Source organism: Chroococcus sp. FPU101 (assembly GCF_017312365.1).
Taxonomy (GTDB): domain Bacteria; phylum Cyanobacteriota; class Cyanobacteriia; order Cyanobacteriales; family Microcystaceae; genus Chroococcus.
This window is the reverse complement of the sequence record NZ_BLJI01000016.1, coordinates 45,993-60,545: the sequence shown is the minus strand read 5'-3', so window position 1 is coordinate 60,545 and position 14,553 is coordinate 45,993. Positions and strand designations below refer to the sequence as shown.

The following is a 14,553-nucleotide window of genomic DNA, read 5'->3' as shown; positions in this document are numbered from 1 at the left end:
TTTTTTCATATCTTAATATTCCAATTTAGCCTGAAAAATCTTTTCGATGACTTCTTCGACTACTTTATCGGGTGTTGATGCACCTGAAGTTACACCAACTTTAATCTTACCTGCGGGTAACCAATTTTCAGTAATTTCTAATTCTTTCCCAAGAGGTTTATGTTCTATGCGATTCCCTGATAAAATCCGAGCAGCACTATCGATATGATAGGACGGAATCTTATAATCAATGGCAATTTCTTGTAAATGAGTCGTATTCGATGAATTATAGCCACCAATGACCACCATTAACGAAAGATCTTCTTTTACTAAATCAAACATCGCGTCTTGACGTTCTTGGGTGGCATCACAAATCGTATTAAAACTCATGAAATGGTCATTCAAATTAGCAGGGCCATACTTTTTCAGCATAGTATGTTCAAATAATTTGCCTATTTGTTCGGTTTCACTTTTTAGCATGGTTGTTTGATTTGCGATACCGACTTGTACTAAATCTTGATCGGGATCAAAGCCTTCTGAATAAGCATTTTTGAATAAGAAAAGAAATTCGTTTTTATCGCCACCATTGAGAATATAGTTACTGACATATTCAGCTTGGGCAAGATTTAGAATAACTAAATAGGTTCCTGCAAATGAACTTGTAGCGATCGTTTCTTCGTGATTATATTTCCCGTGAATAATTGACGTATATTCGCGTTTTTTGTGTTTTTCGACGGAATTCCAAACCTTAGCCACCCAGGGACAGGTCGTATCAACGATCGTACAACCTTTATTATTTAATAACTGCATTTCGGCGACACTTGCCCCAAATGCAGGAAGAATCACCACATCGCCTTGATTAATTTTTGTAAAGTCTTTTTCCCCTTGATTGACTTCAATAAATCCAACTTCCATTTCTCGTAAACGTTGATTCACCGAGGGATTATGAATAATTTCATTAGTAATCCAAATTCGTTCATCAGGGAAATGTTGACGGGTTTCATATGCCATTGCAACCGCCCTTTCTACACCCCAACAAAAGCCAAATGCTTCTGCTAAACGGATGGTGACATTACCTCTTTCTAAACGATAGTGATTATTGCGTATTTCTTGAATCAGATTGCTTTGATATTCTGTATTCAAAACCTCCATCACTTCAGCTTCATGACCAAACCCTTTACGATGATAGTTGTCCGACTGCTGTAGAGAACGTTTAAAAGCTTTGGTATCCATATTTTATATATAGTAATTTTCCTCTCTAACTCATTTTAGAGATAATGGGTTCACTTTTTTTGAGCTAGAGCATTGGTTGAATTGAGAACTCTGATGACGGTTCCTGTTTTCGGTAGGTCAGAGGGTCTAATTCTTAAAGTATCACTGGGTATTTTTTGAACGTTCATTCCAGAAACCTGTTCCAGTTTAAGGAATGCGTCAACCGAAACCAAATCACAGGAATTTTTATCGGCTGCTACCGTCATAAATTGAGTTGGAATGACAATTTTTGGCTGTAGAACGGATATAGCCTGTTGTGCTTCTTCAGGATTATAGGCTTTTGGCCCACCACCAACGGGAACAAGGGCTAAATCTGGAGTGCCAAGCAAGATTTTTTGTTCGAGTGCGATCGGGGAAGCTGCCCCACCGAGATGTACAATTTTAATACCGCCTTGTGTCCAACGCCAAGCGACATTTGTTCCGAAACGTCTACCCCCTTGACGATCGTGAGGACTGGCGATACCTTGGATTTTAAAGTCTTTAATTTCGTATACACCTGGTTCAAATAAGATTTTAGGATTACCAGGTAAATTTTCCGCCGCCCCTTCATCCCACAGTTGACTACTAATGAGAACAAAATCTGCTTCTACTTTGGGTAAGCGATAGCCTGCTGTACAACCAATCGTCCGAAATGGATTAACTAAAATTCTATAACCACTCCCTGTAAAGAGAAAGCAAGTATGACCCAACCATTGTACGGTTAATCCACTGTCTGTTTTAGCGGGTTTGGTTTGTGCTTGAATGATAGAAGATGCTCCCAAGGTGCCAGCCATTGAGAGACAACTAATTCCAGCGTATTGAAGCAGTTTTCGGCGTTGCATAGGTCTAGATAAAAGAAGATACAATGATCCTAATGTAATTAGGGAGGCGCGTTAACTAATAGATTTAAGAAAGTTGCGTAAAAGTTCCTTGCCTGATTGAGTGAGAATACTTTCGGGATGGAACTGGACACCTTGAATATGAGGATACTGACGATGACGAACGCCCATAATTGTACCATCTTCGACCCAAGCGGTAATTTCTAATACATCGGGTATGGTTTCTTTTTCGATGACTAGACTATGATAACGAGTCGCGGTTAAAGGATTATCAATACCTTGAAAAATGCCTAGATTATTATGATAAACTTCTGATGTTTTGCCGTGCATTAAAACGGGAGCCGAAATAATTTTACCCCCAAAGACTTGACCAATACTTTGATGCCCTAAACACACGCCTAAAATGGGAAATGTTTTGCCTAGTTGCTCGATTAATTGTAACGATATACCCGCATCTTCTGGACGGCCTGGCCCTGGTGAAATGACAATACCATCGGGTTTAAGCTGTTTAATCGTTTCTAGCTCGATTTGATCATTTCGGTAAACTTCAATCGAATGAGCAACAGTAAATTCTGTTCCTAGTTCTCCTAAATACTGGACTAAATTATAAGTAAAACTGTCGTAATTATCAATAACCAGAATCAAGTAACATCTCCTTTATATGATTAATTAAAATGGAGAAAATAGCAGAGTTAGTAAGGGAGGAAGTATGATAAAACTAGCAACTAGTACGGCTGCTAATGCCGAAATCAAAACAGCACCTGCAGCACAATCTTTTGCAATTTTTGCTAAGTCATGATAGGTCTGACCAACGGTTAAATCAACAATGGATTCTAAAGCAGTATTAAGTAATTCTAAAACCATAACTAACGCCGAAGTTAATGTAATAATACTAATCCCAACGGCAGAAATTTTTAAGCCAATGGCTAAACTAACGGCGCAAAAACCGATAAAGGTATGTATTCTAAAATTTCTTTGAGTTATGAAAGCATACCGTACACCCGCCCAAGCATATTGGAAACTAACAACTAAATTAGTTGCAACTTGCAAAGCATATTCGCGTCTCAGATGATTAGCATCATGATAAGAACTAGATTTAAAAGATTCTTGAGATGGCACAAAAGAAACGGCAGATGCTTGAGCTTTTGAGGGTTGGGTCATTTTAAGATTAGATTTCATACAAGTTCATAAAATATTAAACATAAAGCAATTACTGATTCTCAAACAAGAGACCAACCTTAGTTAACAAAGTTTCCTGTTGAGAAAGCATTGCGATTAAATGTTCTTCATCAGGATGATCCCACCCCAGTAGATGTAAAAATCCATGTGCTGCTAACCAAGCAAGTTCTTGTATAAGAGTATACTCATGTTCTTGAGCTTGTCGATTAGCTGTTTCTACTGAGATAATAATATCTCCTAAGTATAAAGGTTCTATTAAAAAAATCTCTGATGGTAATGAAAAATCTGTCTCAAGAGAGGCAAAAGCTAAGACATCAGTGGGTTGATCTTTTTGACGATATTGTGCATTGAGTTCTTGTATCCCCCGATCATCGGTTAATAACAAACTAACTTCATAGCTATTCGCTTCCTGTATCGTAGGAGACAGAATATTAAACCAATCTTGTACCCAATTTTGCCAAGTTTGGGCAGGAATAGGACTGGATGACTCAAGATAATAATCATCCTGTACATTGATTTCAATAGCTAGGGTGGAACTCAAAGCAGTCATAAATTTAACGAGTGAGATAGGATAAACCAACTAGCAATGCTAATAAACCTGCTGTGGTTAGGAAGAAATGTTTTAAAGATGTACCTCTTTTGCGTACCATGTTACGCATTGCGAGTTTAACATAACTAGCTTGCGGTTCAGAAGATGAATTTGGCTGTGTGGTAGGTGCCTCAATAGGTGTATCACTCATAATGATGTATTTTGAAAAATAGAACTGATTCTAATGTAACAGTTTGTTAACCTAAATAGCGTTTTGCTGATTATTCAGGAATTTGACGGAGATAGGCCTCAATAAACGGATCAATCTCCCCATTCATGACACCTGTCACATCGCTAGTTTCGACGTTGGTGCGTAAGTCTTTGACCATTTGATAGGGATGAAAGACATAATTACGAATTTGGGTTCCCCATGCAGCTTCGACCATATCGCCGCGAATTTCGGCAATTTCTTGCGCTCGTTGTTCTTGGGCGACAATTAATAATTTAGCTTTGAGAATAGCAAGAGCTTTTTCTTTATTTTGTAACTGCGATCGCTCTTGGGTACATCTAACTGCGATCCCCGTCGGTAAATGAACAATACGGACGGCGGTTTCTACTTTGTTGACGTTTTGACCCCCTTTTCCTCCTGCACGAGAGGTTGTTATTTCTAGGTCTTTTTCGGGAATATCTAATTTAATTGAATCATTATCTAACGCGGGCATAATTTCCACACCAGCAAAGCTTGTTTGTCGCTTATCATTGGCATTAAATGGGGAAATTCTAACCAAGCGATGAGTGCCTTTTTCACTTTTGAGATATCCGTAGGCGTAGCGACCTTCTATCTCTAACGTAGCGGATTTAATTCCTGCTTCGTCTCCTTCAGAAATTTCGGCTAGACGTACCTTATAGCCCTGTTTTTCTGCCCAACGAGTGTACATCCTGAGTAGCATATCGGCCCAGTCTTGAGCATCTGTACCCCCTGCACCCGCATTAATCGTTAAAACCGCTCCCTCTGCATCATAAAGTCCAGATAGAAGTTGTTGCAGTTCCCAACGGTCTAAATCATGTTTTATTTGAGTGAGCGTGTTTTCTGCTTCTTCAATAAGGGATTGATCTTCTTCTAATTCTAAAAGTTCTGCGATTGCTTTAGTATCTTCTAATTGGCTTTTCCACTTGTGGTACTGTTCAATTTTAGATTTAGCTTCATCTAATTTTTGTAGGGTACTTTGGGCTGTTTCGGGACTGTCCCAAAATGTTGGTTGTGCGGCGACTTGTTCTAAATCTTGAATTTGGGCTTTTAATGATTTTAAGTCAAAGATAGTCCTGGGTTTTCCCCAGGCGCGATCCGATTTGCTCGATTTCTCTTTTTAGTTCTGTCGTTTCCATATTTTTTATGTTTCGTTGACTCGTAATATTGTACGCTAATCTAATTATTTTCTAATCTCGATCGTAGAGCTTGTATTTGTTCGATTGTTAGCTCGGTCATTTGTGCAACTTGTTCTATTTTCATACCTGCTTGTAGTAAATTAAGAGCAATTTTTTCGGTAGCTTGTTGTTCACCTATTTGTTCGCCTCTTCGTTCGCCGATTTGTTCACCCTCGGCTAAGATTTCTTGATAGATTACTGATTCTCTCATAATTTCGCTCCTGAGAATTTGTCTGATGTCTCTCTGATTTAATGATAACCCAGCTAAGATGGCAGTCGATGCTGCTAGATCACTTTGTGTTGTTCGGTTGGGATATTTGATTGATTTTTTCGGCTACTTGCGTTAACACATTAATTGGGTTTTCGGTTTGAGTGAGTACAGCAAATGGAAATAAGCCAGGTTTATTTAAAAATGGTTCTGGTGACTCTTCCCACAGACGAATGACATTAAATCGATGCCTTAACTCGGTTAGATCAAATGTGTTTTGTTGTATCAATTCTGAATTCGATTTTTTGAGATAGATAACAACTTGATACATTTCTTTTTGAGGAAATTTACGATACACACGTAAGCGATAATCAGCCATCCGAAAAGGAATATCTGTTTTTGGTTCGGTCTGAAATTCAATATGTAAAATCAGATTATCGGACTGTAAAAAAATTAATGAATCTGCTCGGATCGGTTGTAAAGATAGTTCAGTCGGTTTTAATTCAGTTAAAGGAATAGGTACACCTAATAACCAAGTTGCAAAATCTTCGGAAAACATTTCTGCAATAAATTTACAGACATTATCGTACATAACAAAAAAATGGGTGAGTACAAGACCCACCCGAAAATTAATAATTTAAGTGAATTAAAATTAAGCTAAAGCAGCCATTTTCACCTCATTGTTAGCCAAGATATTTTGTAATTCGTCTGCGTCTACGGTTTCTTTTTCCACTAGCATTTGAGCAAGTTGATCTAAAACGTGACGGTTTCCAACTAAAACATCTTTAGCACGACGATAAGCTTGTTCGACAAGGTTGCGGACTTCTTCGTCAATTGCTGCTGCGGTTTCATCAGAAAAGTCTCTATCTGAAGCAATTTCACGACCAAGGAAGACACCACCACCATTTTGACGACCAAGGGCAACAGGGCCAAGACGATCGCTCATCCCAAAACGGGTCACCATCTGACGCGCTACTCGTGCGACTTGTTGTAAGTCATTGGAGGCACCTGTAGTCACTTCTTCTTCACCAAAGATAATTTCTTCGGCAAGTCGTCCACCGAGTGCAACAGCCATTTGGTTTTGTAGGTAGGAACGAGAGTATAAACCCGACTCCATGCGATCTTCACTAGGAGTAAACCAAGTTAAACCACCTGCACGACCGCGAGGAATAATGCTAATTTTTTGTACGGGGTCATAGTCTGGCATTAAGGCACCGACTAAAGCGTGTCCTGCTTCATGATAAGCGACTAAGGTTTTACGTTTTTCGCTCATCACGCGGTTTTTCTTCTCAGGGCCAGCGAGAACTCGATCAATTGCATCATTGATCTCATCCATCGAAATTTCAGTCAGGTTACGACGGGCCGCTAAGATAGCTGCTTCGTTGAGTAGGTTAGAAAGATCCGCACCCGTAAAACCAGGAGTCCGACGCGCAATTTTATCAAGGTCAACGTCTTGGGCCAGAGTTTTCCCACGTGCATGAACTAAGAGAATTTCTTTACGTCCTGCATAGTCTGGGCGATCAACGACGACTTGACGATCAAAACGACCAGGGCGAAGTAATGCTGCATCTAGTACGTCGGGACGGTTAGTTGCAGCGATGATGATGATACCTGTATTGCCTTCAAAACCATCCATTTCGGTGAGGAGTTGGTTTAAGGTTTGTTCTCTTTCATCGTTACCACCCCCTAAACCTGCACCCCGTTGACGACCGACTGCATCAATTTCATCGATGAAGACGATACAAGGTGCGTTAGCTTTTGCTTGTTCAAAGAGGTCACGAACGCGAGATGCACCCACCCCGACGAACATTTCGACAAATTCAGAACCAGAGATACTGAAGAAGGGGACACCCGCTTCACCCGCAACGGCCCGCGCTAAAAGGGTTTTACCTGTTCCTGGAGGCCCGACTAATAGAACACCTTTAGGAATTTTTGCACCAATGGCGGTAAAGCGATCGGCATTTTTCAGGAAGTCTACTACTTCAGCAAGTTCTAGTTTTGCTTGGTCGATCCCTGCGACATCCCCGAAGGTAACTTGTGTTTGGGGTTCCATTTGAACTCTTGCTTTAGACTTGCCGAAGTTCATTGCTTGAGAACCTGGGCCACTTTGCGCTCGTCTGAGGAGGAAGAAAAGACCCGCGAGTAATAAGATGGGGAAGAATAGGCTACTTAAGGCGCGTACCCACATTCCATCATCTTTTTGAGGTTCGACGGAGATATCTACGCCATTTTCGGTCAGGATGTTGATCAGTTGGGGATCGTTGGGTAGGTTAACGTAAACCTGTGTTCCGTCTTGTGTTGGAACTTTGGCACGAGTGCGATCGGCACTTAATCTAACACTTTCTACTGTACGATTTCTGACTTCTTCTAAGAATTTGCTATATTTCCATGTGGTATGAGGTTCTGGTTGTCGGTCTAGGAATGCTGATCCTAATGCTAAAACGACAATCAGCAAAAGCGCATATAATCCAGCGTTACGCCATTTCTTATTATTATTATTTTTGTTCACGCGATAAGCCTCCTGGTTAGGCGGGGATATAGTTCTAGAGTGAGCGATGGGGTGGCTAACAGTTGACCCAAGGTGACCTCTTTGAATTGATTCGATGATGACTCTTGTTAATTTATGTTAACGTTTCTCAGGAAGTTTTAACAGTATTTTTCGATTTTTTCTTAGTTTAGCGTTCTCACAGAAGTCGATTACGGTTGGGAGTGTAATGAATAAATGAATAATTATAATGATTTACTTTGAGACACTTATGATATATGATATTTTCCCTACTTAATCCTATTAAGTAGAAGTAAGAACTAAAAGCATTTGAGTGATTAATGTTTATTCATCATCCTAATTTGGCTTAAAATAATTAAGATATTTTTCTAATTTTGATGTGTGCTTGGAGATTAGACTGGGCAACGGGTGTTACTGAACCGACTATTGGCGAGGCATAGCAAGGAATGGCACTACTAACTAGAGCAATATGACGATCGCTCACTAATAACCCATGAGTCGGATCATAACTTCGCCATCCCCCACCTGGTAGATAAACCTCTACCCAAGCATGAAGATCAAATTCTTCTGTATCGGAATCACCCTCTTGATATCCACTAACAAACCGTGTTGCTAAGCCAACAGAACGACAAACATCCATAAATAACACCACCAAATCCCGACAAGCCCCTTGCTTTTTTGTCCAAGTTATGCTGGGTGACCAGATATCCTCGCTATGTCGTACGACTTGTTCGCAATTTCTGTATATTCGATCCATTAAGGTAAATAAAAAATCGCCTGTGCTGTTATTGACTTCGTGTAAAATTTCTTGTGCGAGTTGGATCGAAATGGGATCGGGTGCAATATTGTAGGGTGTGAGATAGGACTGTAGTTGTTTGGCTAAAGAACTTGGATAATCAAGTGGCATACTTAAAGCCCAAGGTTCATAAAGAAAATCAAAAGGGTTGGTTTTAAACGTTTCTACATTGCTATTAATTTCTATTTTTAGCTGTTCTGTTTCTTGTTTAAACCAGACCCTCAAGAGAGCATTGCCATCTAAATCAATTATCTCAGAAATGCCTGTTGGTTCTGGCGTAATTAAACATTGAAAATCATGAAGTTTTTGCCATCCATCTGAGCGAGGACGTAAACGAATCAGATGGGGATTGGGCGAAACGGGTTTATCATAGGTGTAAACCGTTGTATGTTGAATTAAATAACGCACTTTTATTAACCCATTGTTTGACTCATGTTACCTAGACGTTGACTCATGGTCATGGTTGTTGTGTTAACTATCGGTTCAATGGCAAAAAACGTTTCCCACATTTTCACCCCAACTTCATTAATCCGTTTTTGCATTTGGTCGAGAAATTCGTGTAATCCTACTTCTATAACATCATCTATGGTGAGATAACCTAACTCTGCACATAATCTTCCAATAGAACGTTCAGCAGAATTACACCATGTTCCGATAGGTGTTCCCGTCACCTCGTGCATACTGCGTTCGACTTCTTTTAAACAAAAATGGATGGAGCGTGGAAACTCTCGATTGAGGATCAAAAATTCTGCTACACTGTTGGGTGTAATGCGACGCTGAGATTTACGATACATTTCATAAGCACTCACTGATCTGAGCAATGATATCCACTGAATTTGATCGAGTGGTGTGCCAACCCATTCCACAGACGGTAATAAATAAAAGTATTTCACATCGAGGATACGTGCGGTTTTGTCGGCCCGTTCTTGGAGTCGTCCCATTTGGCCAAAATGCCATCCCTCATTACGAGTCATCGTTGCATCCATCACCCCCGCAAAACGATGTGAAGCGAGTTTAGTTTGAGTGAAGAAATTCGGTAAAGTGGTTCTGACGGGACGTTGTGAAGCATCTTTCACCATCATGAAAAAACCGTTGACTTGTTCCCACATTTCTGAGGAGATAATTTCACGAATCGATCGCGCATTCTCACGGGCTAGTTGCACGCATGAGAAAATAGAATTAGGATACTTAGCATCAAAGGTCAAAAACTGAATCACATTATCTGGGGTTGCTTTACCGTAGCGTTCTTTAAATAATTCTAAATCTCCTGTGGTTAAGATTAGCGGTTCCCATTGTTGACTTAAACCATCGGGTAGATCTAGCATCAGATTTAAGTTAACATCGACAAAACGAGCCACATTATCAGCGCGTTCAATGTAACGATTTAACCAGTAAATTGAATCAGCAACTCTACTTAACATTATTTTTTTCCCTATTATTGATTAAGTACCCATGTATCCTTACTTCCGCCACCTTGAGAAGAATTTACCACCAAAGACCCTTTTTTGAGGGCAACACGGGTTAATCCTCCTGGATGGACATAAATTTCATCACCGCGATGTAGGATATAGGGACGTAAGTCCACATGACGACCTTCAATCACATCATCAATGAGCGTCGGTACACGAGATAAACTTAGGATCGGTTGAGCGATATAATTACGAGGGTTTGCTTTGATACGATCGGCAAATTCTTCTCGTTGTTCAATGGTAGAATTAGAGCCGATTAACATTCCATACCCCCCCGACTCATTCGCTGCTTTGACGACTAATTTCTCTAAATTGTGTAAAACATAATCTTTATCTTGATCGCGCCAACATAAATAAGTGGGTACATTATTTAAAATAGGTTCTTCCCCTAAATAGTAGCGAATCATTTCAGGAACGTAAGCGTAAACCACTTTATCATCGGCGACTCCCGTTCCTGGTGCATTAGCTAACGCGACTCGTCCTTGTTGAAAAACCTCCATTAACCCAGCTACTCCCAACAACGAGTCAGAACGAAAAACGAGGGGGTCTAAAAAATCATCATCGACGCGACGATAAATCACATCAACGCGACGTAAACCTTTAGTGGTTCGCATCTGCAAATAGCCATCAACAACCACTAGGTCACGTCCTTCGACTAATTCTACTCCCATTTGTTGAGCTAAAAAGGAGTGTTCAAAGTACGCAGAATTATAGATACCTGGAGTCAGAACAACAACGGTCGGATCGCTTAAATGAGGTGGTGTAAGATTAAGGAGGGTTTCGAGTAAATGACTCGGATAATCATCAACTGGTTTAACATTCATCGTTTGGAAAATTTCGGGGAAGGTACTTTTCATCACCCGACGATTTTCTAGAAAGTAGGACGCACCAGAAGGAACCCGTAAGTTATCTTCTAAAACATACCATGCGCCGTCTTGATCTCGAACTAAATCGGTTCCTGTAATATGACACCAAATACCGCCGACGGGTTTCATTCCGATACAGGGTTTGAGAAAACCGGTCGCTGATTCAATAATTTCTGTAGGTATGATGTTATCTTTAATAATTCTTTGCTCGTTGTAGATATCCCCTAAAAATAGGTTTAAAGCTTTGATGCGTTGCTTAAGACCTTTTTCGAGGTTTTCCCACTCGTTAGCTGCAATAATACGGGGAATAATATCAAATGGGAAGACTTTTTCAATACCTTGGTTATCACTATAAACGTTAAAGGTGACTCCCAGGTTAAATAAGGCAATTTGCGCGGTTTCTCGGTGTTGTTGAAGTTCTTGTAGCGGTAACTCTTTCATCCATTCAATTAACGGTGCAGCAGACGGTCGGGGTTTTCCTAATTCGGCAAATAATTCATCATAGAATAATTCTGGGTTATAGTTTTCTAATTGCACGGATCGCCTCTCTTCCTAGAATTTTACCTTTATTTTAGGCCTTTCAAACTACTACGAGTTGCAAATACCATTCCTGCTTTAGCATAATCGCTATAGTTATTGATTCTGTCCTGTTGACCCATTCTCTGAGGATTATAGAATAAATCCGTTAACCCGACACTCATGAACACAACAGTGGCACTAACCATTATATAGTTACGAACAGTTTGGGGAACTAGAGAATTGTCTAACATGGTTTGTTTCCTTTTTTTCTTTAACTTTCTATAGATTAGAGAAAGCTCCAAAGGATGTCAGTCCCAAAAATCTAGACTACATAAGGGTTTCAATGTGGAAAAAAGTGGAAGATCATTTATCAATTCTTTGTTAGAGATCTATGATAAAGATATTAACGATCGCTATTTAACACGATATGACTCAAATCACGATTGATATTCCCGATGAACTGATATCTCTCAATAGTCTGAGCCTCCCTCTATCTGATATCATCGCCATAGCTTTAGAAAAATATATAGAAACCGAAAGTTACAATATTACTCAGACCGAAACTTGGAAATTAGGTGGAACACTTGAAATTTCTCAGCCCGACTCTAAATATATCGTTGGCCAAAATGAACAGGGTGAGATAATTACTAATTATGCTGAAAAAATTGATCATATTCTCTACTAGAATTCTATAGTTACTTTTTTGTTCGTTACTGTACTCGATAACGAGTCTATCCGTATTATTTCTTTAAAAAAAGCTCGTAAACATGAACGAAGCGAATTTGAACGATATCTTAAAAACCGATTGGGATAGAATTGAGCAAATGACGAATGATGAGATCGATACATCAGACATTCCTCCTCTAGATGATGAATTTTTTGCTAATGCAACTCTCAGAATGCCTAAAACAAAAGTATCAGTCACGCTTCATGTCGATTCTGATCTTGTAAAATGGTATCAGTCACAAAACGAAGATTTTCATAAATTGATCGATGCAGCTTTAAAAATGTATGCAGATGCTCGTCGATAGTCAGTAAATTAAATTCATGACTCAACTTAAAATTATTGTCATTGGTGGAGGGGCGGCGGGTTTTTTTGGTGCCATTACCTGCGCGAAAACCTACCCTAATACACAGATTACTTTATTAGAAGCAGGACGAGAACCCCTGACTAAAGTTCGTATTTCAGGTGGGGGTAGATGCAATGTTACTCATCATTGTTTTGAACCATCTCAGTTAATTAATTACTATCCGAGAGGGAGTAAAGCGTTAAGAGGTGCGTTTACTCGTTTTCAACCAAAAGATACGATAAGTTGGTTTGGGGCGCAAGGGGTTAAGTTAAAAACGGAAGCAGATGGCCGAATGTTCCCTGTAACGGATGATTCGACTACTATTGTTAATTGTCTGATGGATACGGCGTTTTCTGATGGCGTAAAACTGATGACGAATGCGGTAGTACAATCAGTTAGTAAGACTTCAGATGGCTTTGAGGTTGTTTTCAAGTCTGGAAATATTTTAAAATGCGATCGTCTTTTACTTGCGACTGGTAGTAACCCACTGGGATATCGTTGGGCAAAAGATTTAGGACATACGATTATTTCACCTGTACCGTCTTTATTCACGTTTCAAATTAAGGATGTTCGTCTGAGGGATTTAGCAGGGGTTAGCGTCGAAAATGCGACTGTACGTTTACTGACTCCCGATAAAACTAAATTAGAACAAATGGGGCCTGTTTTAGTTACTCATTGGGGTTTAAGTGGCCCCGCAGTTCTCAAATTATCGGCTTGGGGTGCTAGAGTGTTACATGAGCATCATTATAAGATGGCATTACAAGTCAATTGGCTCAGTGAATATAATTCTGAAACGCTGCGACAAGAATTAATTACGATTAAAAATGAGCATCCTAAACGAAAAGTATTTAGTTTTTGTCCATTCTCCTTACCTAAGCGTCTCTGGCAAAGCTTATTAAGTTATCTAAAAATAGATATTGAACTGATTTGGGCGGAGTTATCGAAAAATTCTTTAAATCAATTGGTGCAAGAATTAACCCAAAGTCAGTATCAAATTACTGGAAAAGGGGTTTTTAAAGATGAGTTTGTCACCTGTGGAGGTGTAAATTTAAAAGAAGTTGATTTCAAGACGATGGAAAGTAAAATCTGTTCGGGTTTATATTTTGCAGGTGAAATCTTAGATATTGATGGGGTAACAGGTGGTTTTAATTTTCAAAGTGCGTGGACTACTTCTTGGTTAGCAGGTAAAGCGATGGGTGCAGTATAAAAATCATCTATCCAAGCGGTTCTCACTTCACCTTTTTGATTAGCTTGCCAAATTCTCCCTTTTTCTAACTCTAATGCGGTTAACCATCCATTTCCACAAGCCCATGTATCGATACAAATAGCATAACCTAGATTGATGGGTATACCGCTTTTTTGGCTGGTATGTCCACAAATCATCGTTTTACCCGAATAGTGAGGGATAGGGTTAGCCAGTTTTTTCCAAAATAGGTCGTGTTGAGATTGTTTATTTAACGGTAGCTTGGGATTAAGATTCGCATGAACAAAAATATAGTTTTCCGTTTCTAACCAAGAAAAACATTTCTTTTCTAGAAAGTTCCAATGAGCGTTAGGAATATTCGCCATCGCTTTTAAGTCATTCTGTCCATAGGATACTAAGGTTTTATGACCGCCTTTTTTGACATACCAATCTAACGCCACTTTTTTGTCAGAACGCGCTTCTAACATCATGATGTCATGATTTCCTAACAAAGGAAGGAGTTGACCTGTTTTATTTAATTTAATTAATCTTTCGAGGACTCCTTTAGAATCAGGCCCTTTGTTAACATAGTCTCCCAATGTGATGATCATATCATGTGAGTGCAAGTCTACCGCTTTGAGCAAATAATCCAAAGCTTTTGAACAACCGTGAATATCACCAATCACAAAAGTACTCATGAGCTTATATTTCTAAACGAGCATATACAATGATAA

16 protein-coding genes and 1 pseudogene are annotated in these 14,553 nt (G+C 39.5%); 3 read left to right on the top strand and 14 right to left on the bottom strand.

Features of this window, described 5'->3' with window-relative positions; genetic code table 11:
• Positions 1 to 12 precede the first annotated feature (12 nt).
• The 13 genes and pseudogenes from CFPU101_RS14795 to CFPU101_RS14735 all read right to left on the bottom strand — a co-directional run bounded on the left by CFPU101_RS14795 (position 13) and on the right by CFPU101_RS14735 (position 11,817).
• Positions 13 to 1,212: a 4-hydroxy-3-methylbut-2-enyl diphosphate reductase gene (locus CFPU101_RS14795; protein WP_206816110.1), complete on the bottom strand. Its 1,200-nt coding sequence runs from the start codon at positions 1,210 to 1,212 to the stop codon at positions 13 to 15.
• Between the two features lie 50 nt (positions 1,213 to 1,262).
• Complete coding sequence (locus CFPU101_RS14790; RefSeq protein ID WP_206816109.1) at positions 1,263 to 2,072, bottom strand: MBL fold metallo-hydrolase; 810 nt, start codon at positions 2,070 to 2,072, stop codon at positions 1,263 to 1,265.
• A 51-nt stretch (positions 2,073 to 2,123) separates the two neighbouring features.
• Positions 2,124 to 2,714: an aminodeoxychorismate/anthranilate synthase component II gene (locus CFPU101_RS14785; protein ID WP_206816108.1), complete on the bottom strand. Its 591-nt coding sequence runs from the start codon at positions 2,712 to 2,714 to the stop codon at positions 2,124 to 2,126.
• 24 nt (positions 2,715 to 2,738) lie between these two features.
• On the bottom strand, positions 2,739 to 3,248 hold the full coding sequence (locus tag CFPU101_RS14780) for a diacylglycerol kinase family protein (protein WP_206816107.1): 510 nt from the start codon (positions 3,246 to 3,248) through the stop codon (positions 2,739 to 2,741).
• Positions 3,249 to 3,279: 31 nt separating this feature from the next.
• Entirely contained in the window at positions 3,280 to 3,798 is a 519-nt protein-coding gene (ybeY, locus tag CFPU101_RS14775) for an rRNA maturation RNase YbeY (protein WP_374191956.1), read from the bottom strand.
• A gap of 4 nt (positions 3,799 to 3,802) precedes the next feature.
• Positions 3,803 to 3,988 (bottom strand): DUF3285 domain-containing protein, encoded by a 186-nt coding sequence (locus CFPU101_RS14770; protein WP_206816106.1) that lies wholly within the window; start codon positions 3,986 to 3,988, stop codon positions 3,803 to 3,805.
• A 70-nt stretch (positions 3,989 to 4,058) separates the two neighbouring features.
• Positions 4,059 to 5,163 (bottom strand): peptide chain release factor 2 gene (gene prfB, locus CFPU101_RS14765; RefSeq protein ID WP_206816105.1). Its coding sequence is split into 2 segments (ribosomal slippage): positions 4,059 to 5,090 and positions 5,092 to 5,163, totalling 1,104 coding nucleotides; the frame shifts between segments, so codons are not numbered across the junction.
• Positions 5,164 to 5,203: 40 nt separating this feature from the next.
• Positions 5,204 to 6,002, bottom strand: a pseudogene (locus CFPU101_RS26305) (Rpn family recombination-promoting nuclease/putative transposase).
• 60 nt (positions 6,003 to 6,062) lie between these two features.
• Entirely contained in the window at positions 6,063 to 7,919 is a 1,857-nt protein-coding gene (gene ftsH3, locus CFPU101_RS14755; RefSeq protein ID WP_206816104.1) for an ATP-dependent zinc metalloprotease FtsH3, read from the bottom strand.
• A gap of 352 nt (positions 7,920 to 8,271) precedes the next feature.
• Positions 8,272 to 9,120, bottom strand: a complete 849-nt coding sequence (locus CFPU101_RS14750) for a transglutaminase family protein (RefSeq protein ID WP_206816103.1) — start codon at positions 9,118 to 9,120, stop codon at positions 8,272 to 8,274.
• 5 nt (positions 9,121 to 9,125) lie between these two features.
• Complete coding sequence (locus CFPU101_RS14745) at positions 9,126 to 10,133, bottom strand: alpha-E domain-containing protein (protein WP_206816102.1); 1,008 nt, start codon at positions 10,131 to 10,133, stop codon at positions 9,126 to 9,128.
• 14 nt (positions 10,134 to 10,147) lie between these two features.
• Positions 10,148 to 11,584, bottom strand: coding sequence for a circularly permuted type 2 ATP-grasp protein (locus CFPU101_RS14740; RefSeq protein WP_206816101.1), 1,437 nt, complete (start codon positions 11,582 to 11,584; stop codon positions 10,148 to 10,150).
• 29 nt (positions 11,585 to 11,613) lie between these two features.
• Positions 11,614 to 11,817: a hypothetical protein gene (locus tag CFPU101_RS14735; RefSeq protein ID WP_206816100.1), complete on the bottom strand. Its 204-nt coding sequence runs from the start codon at positions 11,815 to 11,817 to the stop codon at positions 11,614 to 11,616.
• 176 nt (positions 11,818 to 11,993) lie between these two features.
• On the opposite strand from CFPU101_RS14735, the gene CFPU101_RS14730 reads away from it, so the two are divergent.
• The 3 genes from CFPU101_RS14730 (at position 11,994) to CFPU101_RS14720 (ending at position 13,843) form a co-directional block, all read left to right on the top strand.
• The gene (locus tag CFPU101_RS14730; protein WP_206816099.1) at positions 11,994 to 12,251 is read left to right on the top strand and encodes a hypothetical protein; all 258 of its coding nucleotides are present in this window, start codon (positions 11,994 to 11,996) and stop codon (positions 12,249 to 12,251) included.
• 82 nt (positions 12,252 to 12,333) lie between these two features.
• The gene (locus CFPU101_RS14725) at positions 12,334 to 12,597 is read left to right on the top strand and encodes a BrnA antitoxin family protein (protein ID WP_242578004.1); all 264 of its coding nucleotides are present in this window, start codon (positions 12,334 to 12,336) and stop codon (positions 12,595 to 12,597) included.
• A gap of 16 nt (positions 12,598 to 12,613) precedes the next feature.
• Complete coding sequence (locus CFPU101_RS14720; RefSeq protein ID WP_206816098.1) at positions 12,614 to 13,843, top strand: NAD(P)/FAD-dependent oxidoreductase; 1,230 nt, start codon at positions 12,614 to 12,616, stop codon at positions 13,841 to 13,843.
• Here the strand turns inward: CFPU101_RS14720 and CFPU101_RS14715 are convergent.
• Complete coding sequence (locus CFPU101_RS14715) at positions 13,789 to 14,517, bottom strand: metallophosphoesterase family protein (RefSeq protein WP_206816097.1); 729 nt, start codon at positions 14,515 to 14,517, stop codon at positions 13,789 to 13,791. The two genes, CFPU101_RS14720 and CFPU101_RS14715, sit on opposite strands and share 55 nt — an antisense overlap.
• Positions 14,518 to 14,553: the final 36 nt, after the last annotated feature.

Excerpts from the sequence above, each read along its gene's own strand:
- CFPU101_RS14770 (WP_206816106.1), bottom strand. The coding sequence starts at position 3,988 with ATGAGTGATACACCTATTGAGGCACCTACCACACAGCCAAATTCATCT.
- CFPU101_RS14725 (WP_242578004.1), top strand. The coding sequence starts at position 12,334 with ATGAACGAAGCGAATTTGAACGATATCTTAAAAACCGATTGGGATAGA.
- CFPU101_RS14715 (WP_206816097.1), bottom strand. The coding sequence starts at position 14,517 with ATGAGTACTTTTGTGATTGGTGATATTCACGGTTGTTCAAAAGCTTTG.
- CFPU101_RS14795 (WP_206816110.1), bottom strand. The coding sequence starts at position 1,212 with ATGGATACCAAAGCTTTTAAACGTTCTCTACAGCAGTCGGACAACTAT.
- ybeY (WP_374191956.1), bottom strand. The coding sequence starts at position 3,798 with ATGACTGCTTTGAGTTCCACCCTAGCTATTGAAATCAATGTACAGGAT.
- CFPU101_RS14735 (WP_206816100.1), bottom strand. The coding sequence starts at position 11,817 with ATGTTAGACAATTCTCTAGTTCCCCAAACTGTTCGTAACTATATAATG.
- CFPU101_RS14745 (WP_206816102.1), bottom strand. The coding sequence starts at position 10,133 with ATGTTAAGTAGAGTTGCTGATTCAATTTACTGGTTAAATCGTTACATT.
- CFPU101_RS14720 (WP_206816098.1), top strand. The coding sequence starts at position 12,614 with ATGACTCAACTTAAAATTATTGTCATTGGTGGAGGGGCGGCGGGTTTT.
- CFPU101_RS14790 (WP_206816109.1), bottom strand. The coding sequence starts at position 2,072 with ATGCAACGCCGAAAACTGCTTCAATACGCTGGAATTAGTTGTCTCTCA.
- CFPU101_RS14780 (WP_206816107.1), bottom strand. The coding sequence starts at position 3,248 with ATGAAATCTAATCTTAAAATGACCCAACCCTCAAAAGCTCAAGCATCT.
- CFPU101_RS14730 (WP_206816099.1), top strand. The coding sequence starts at position 11,994 with ATGACTCAAATCACGATTGATATTCCCGATGAACTGATATCTCTCAAT.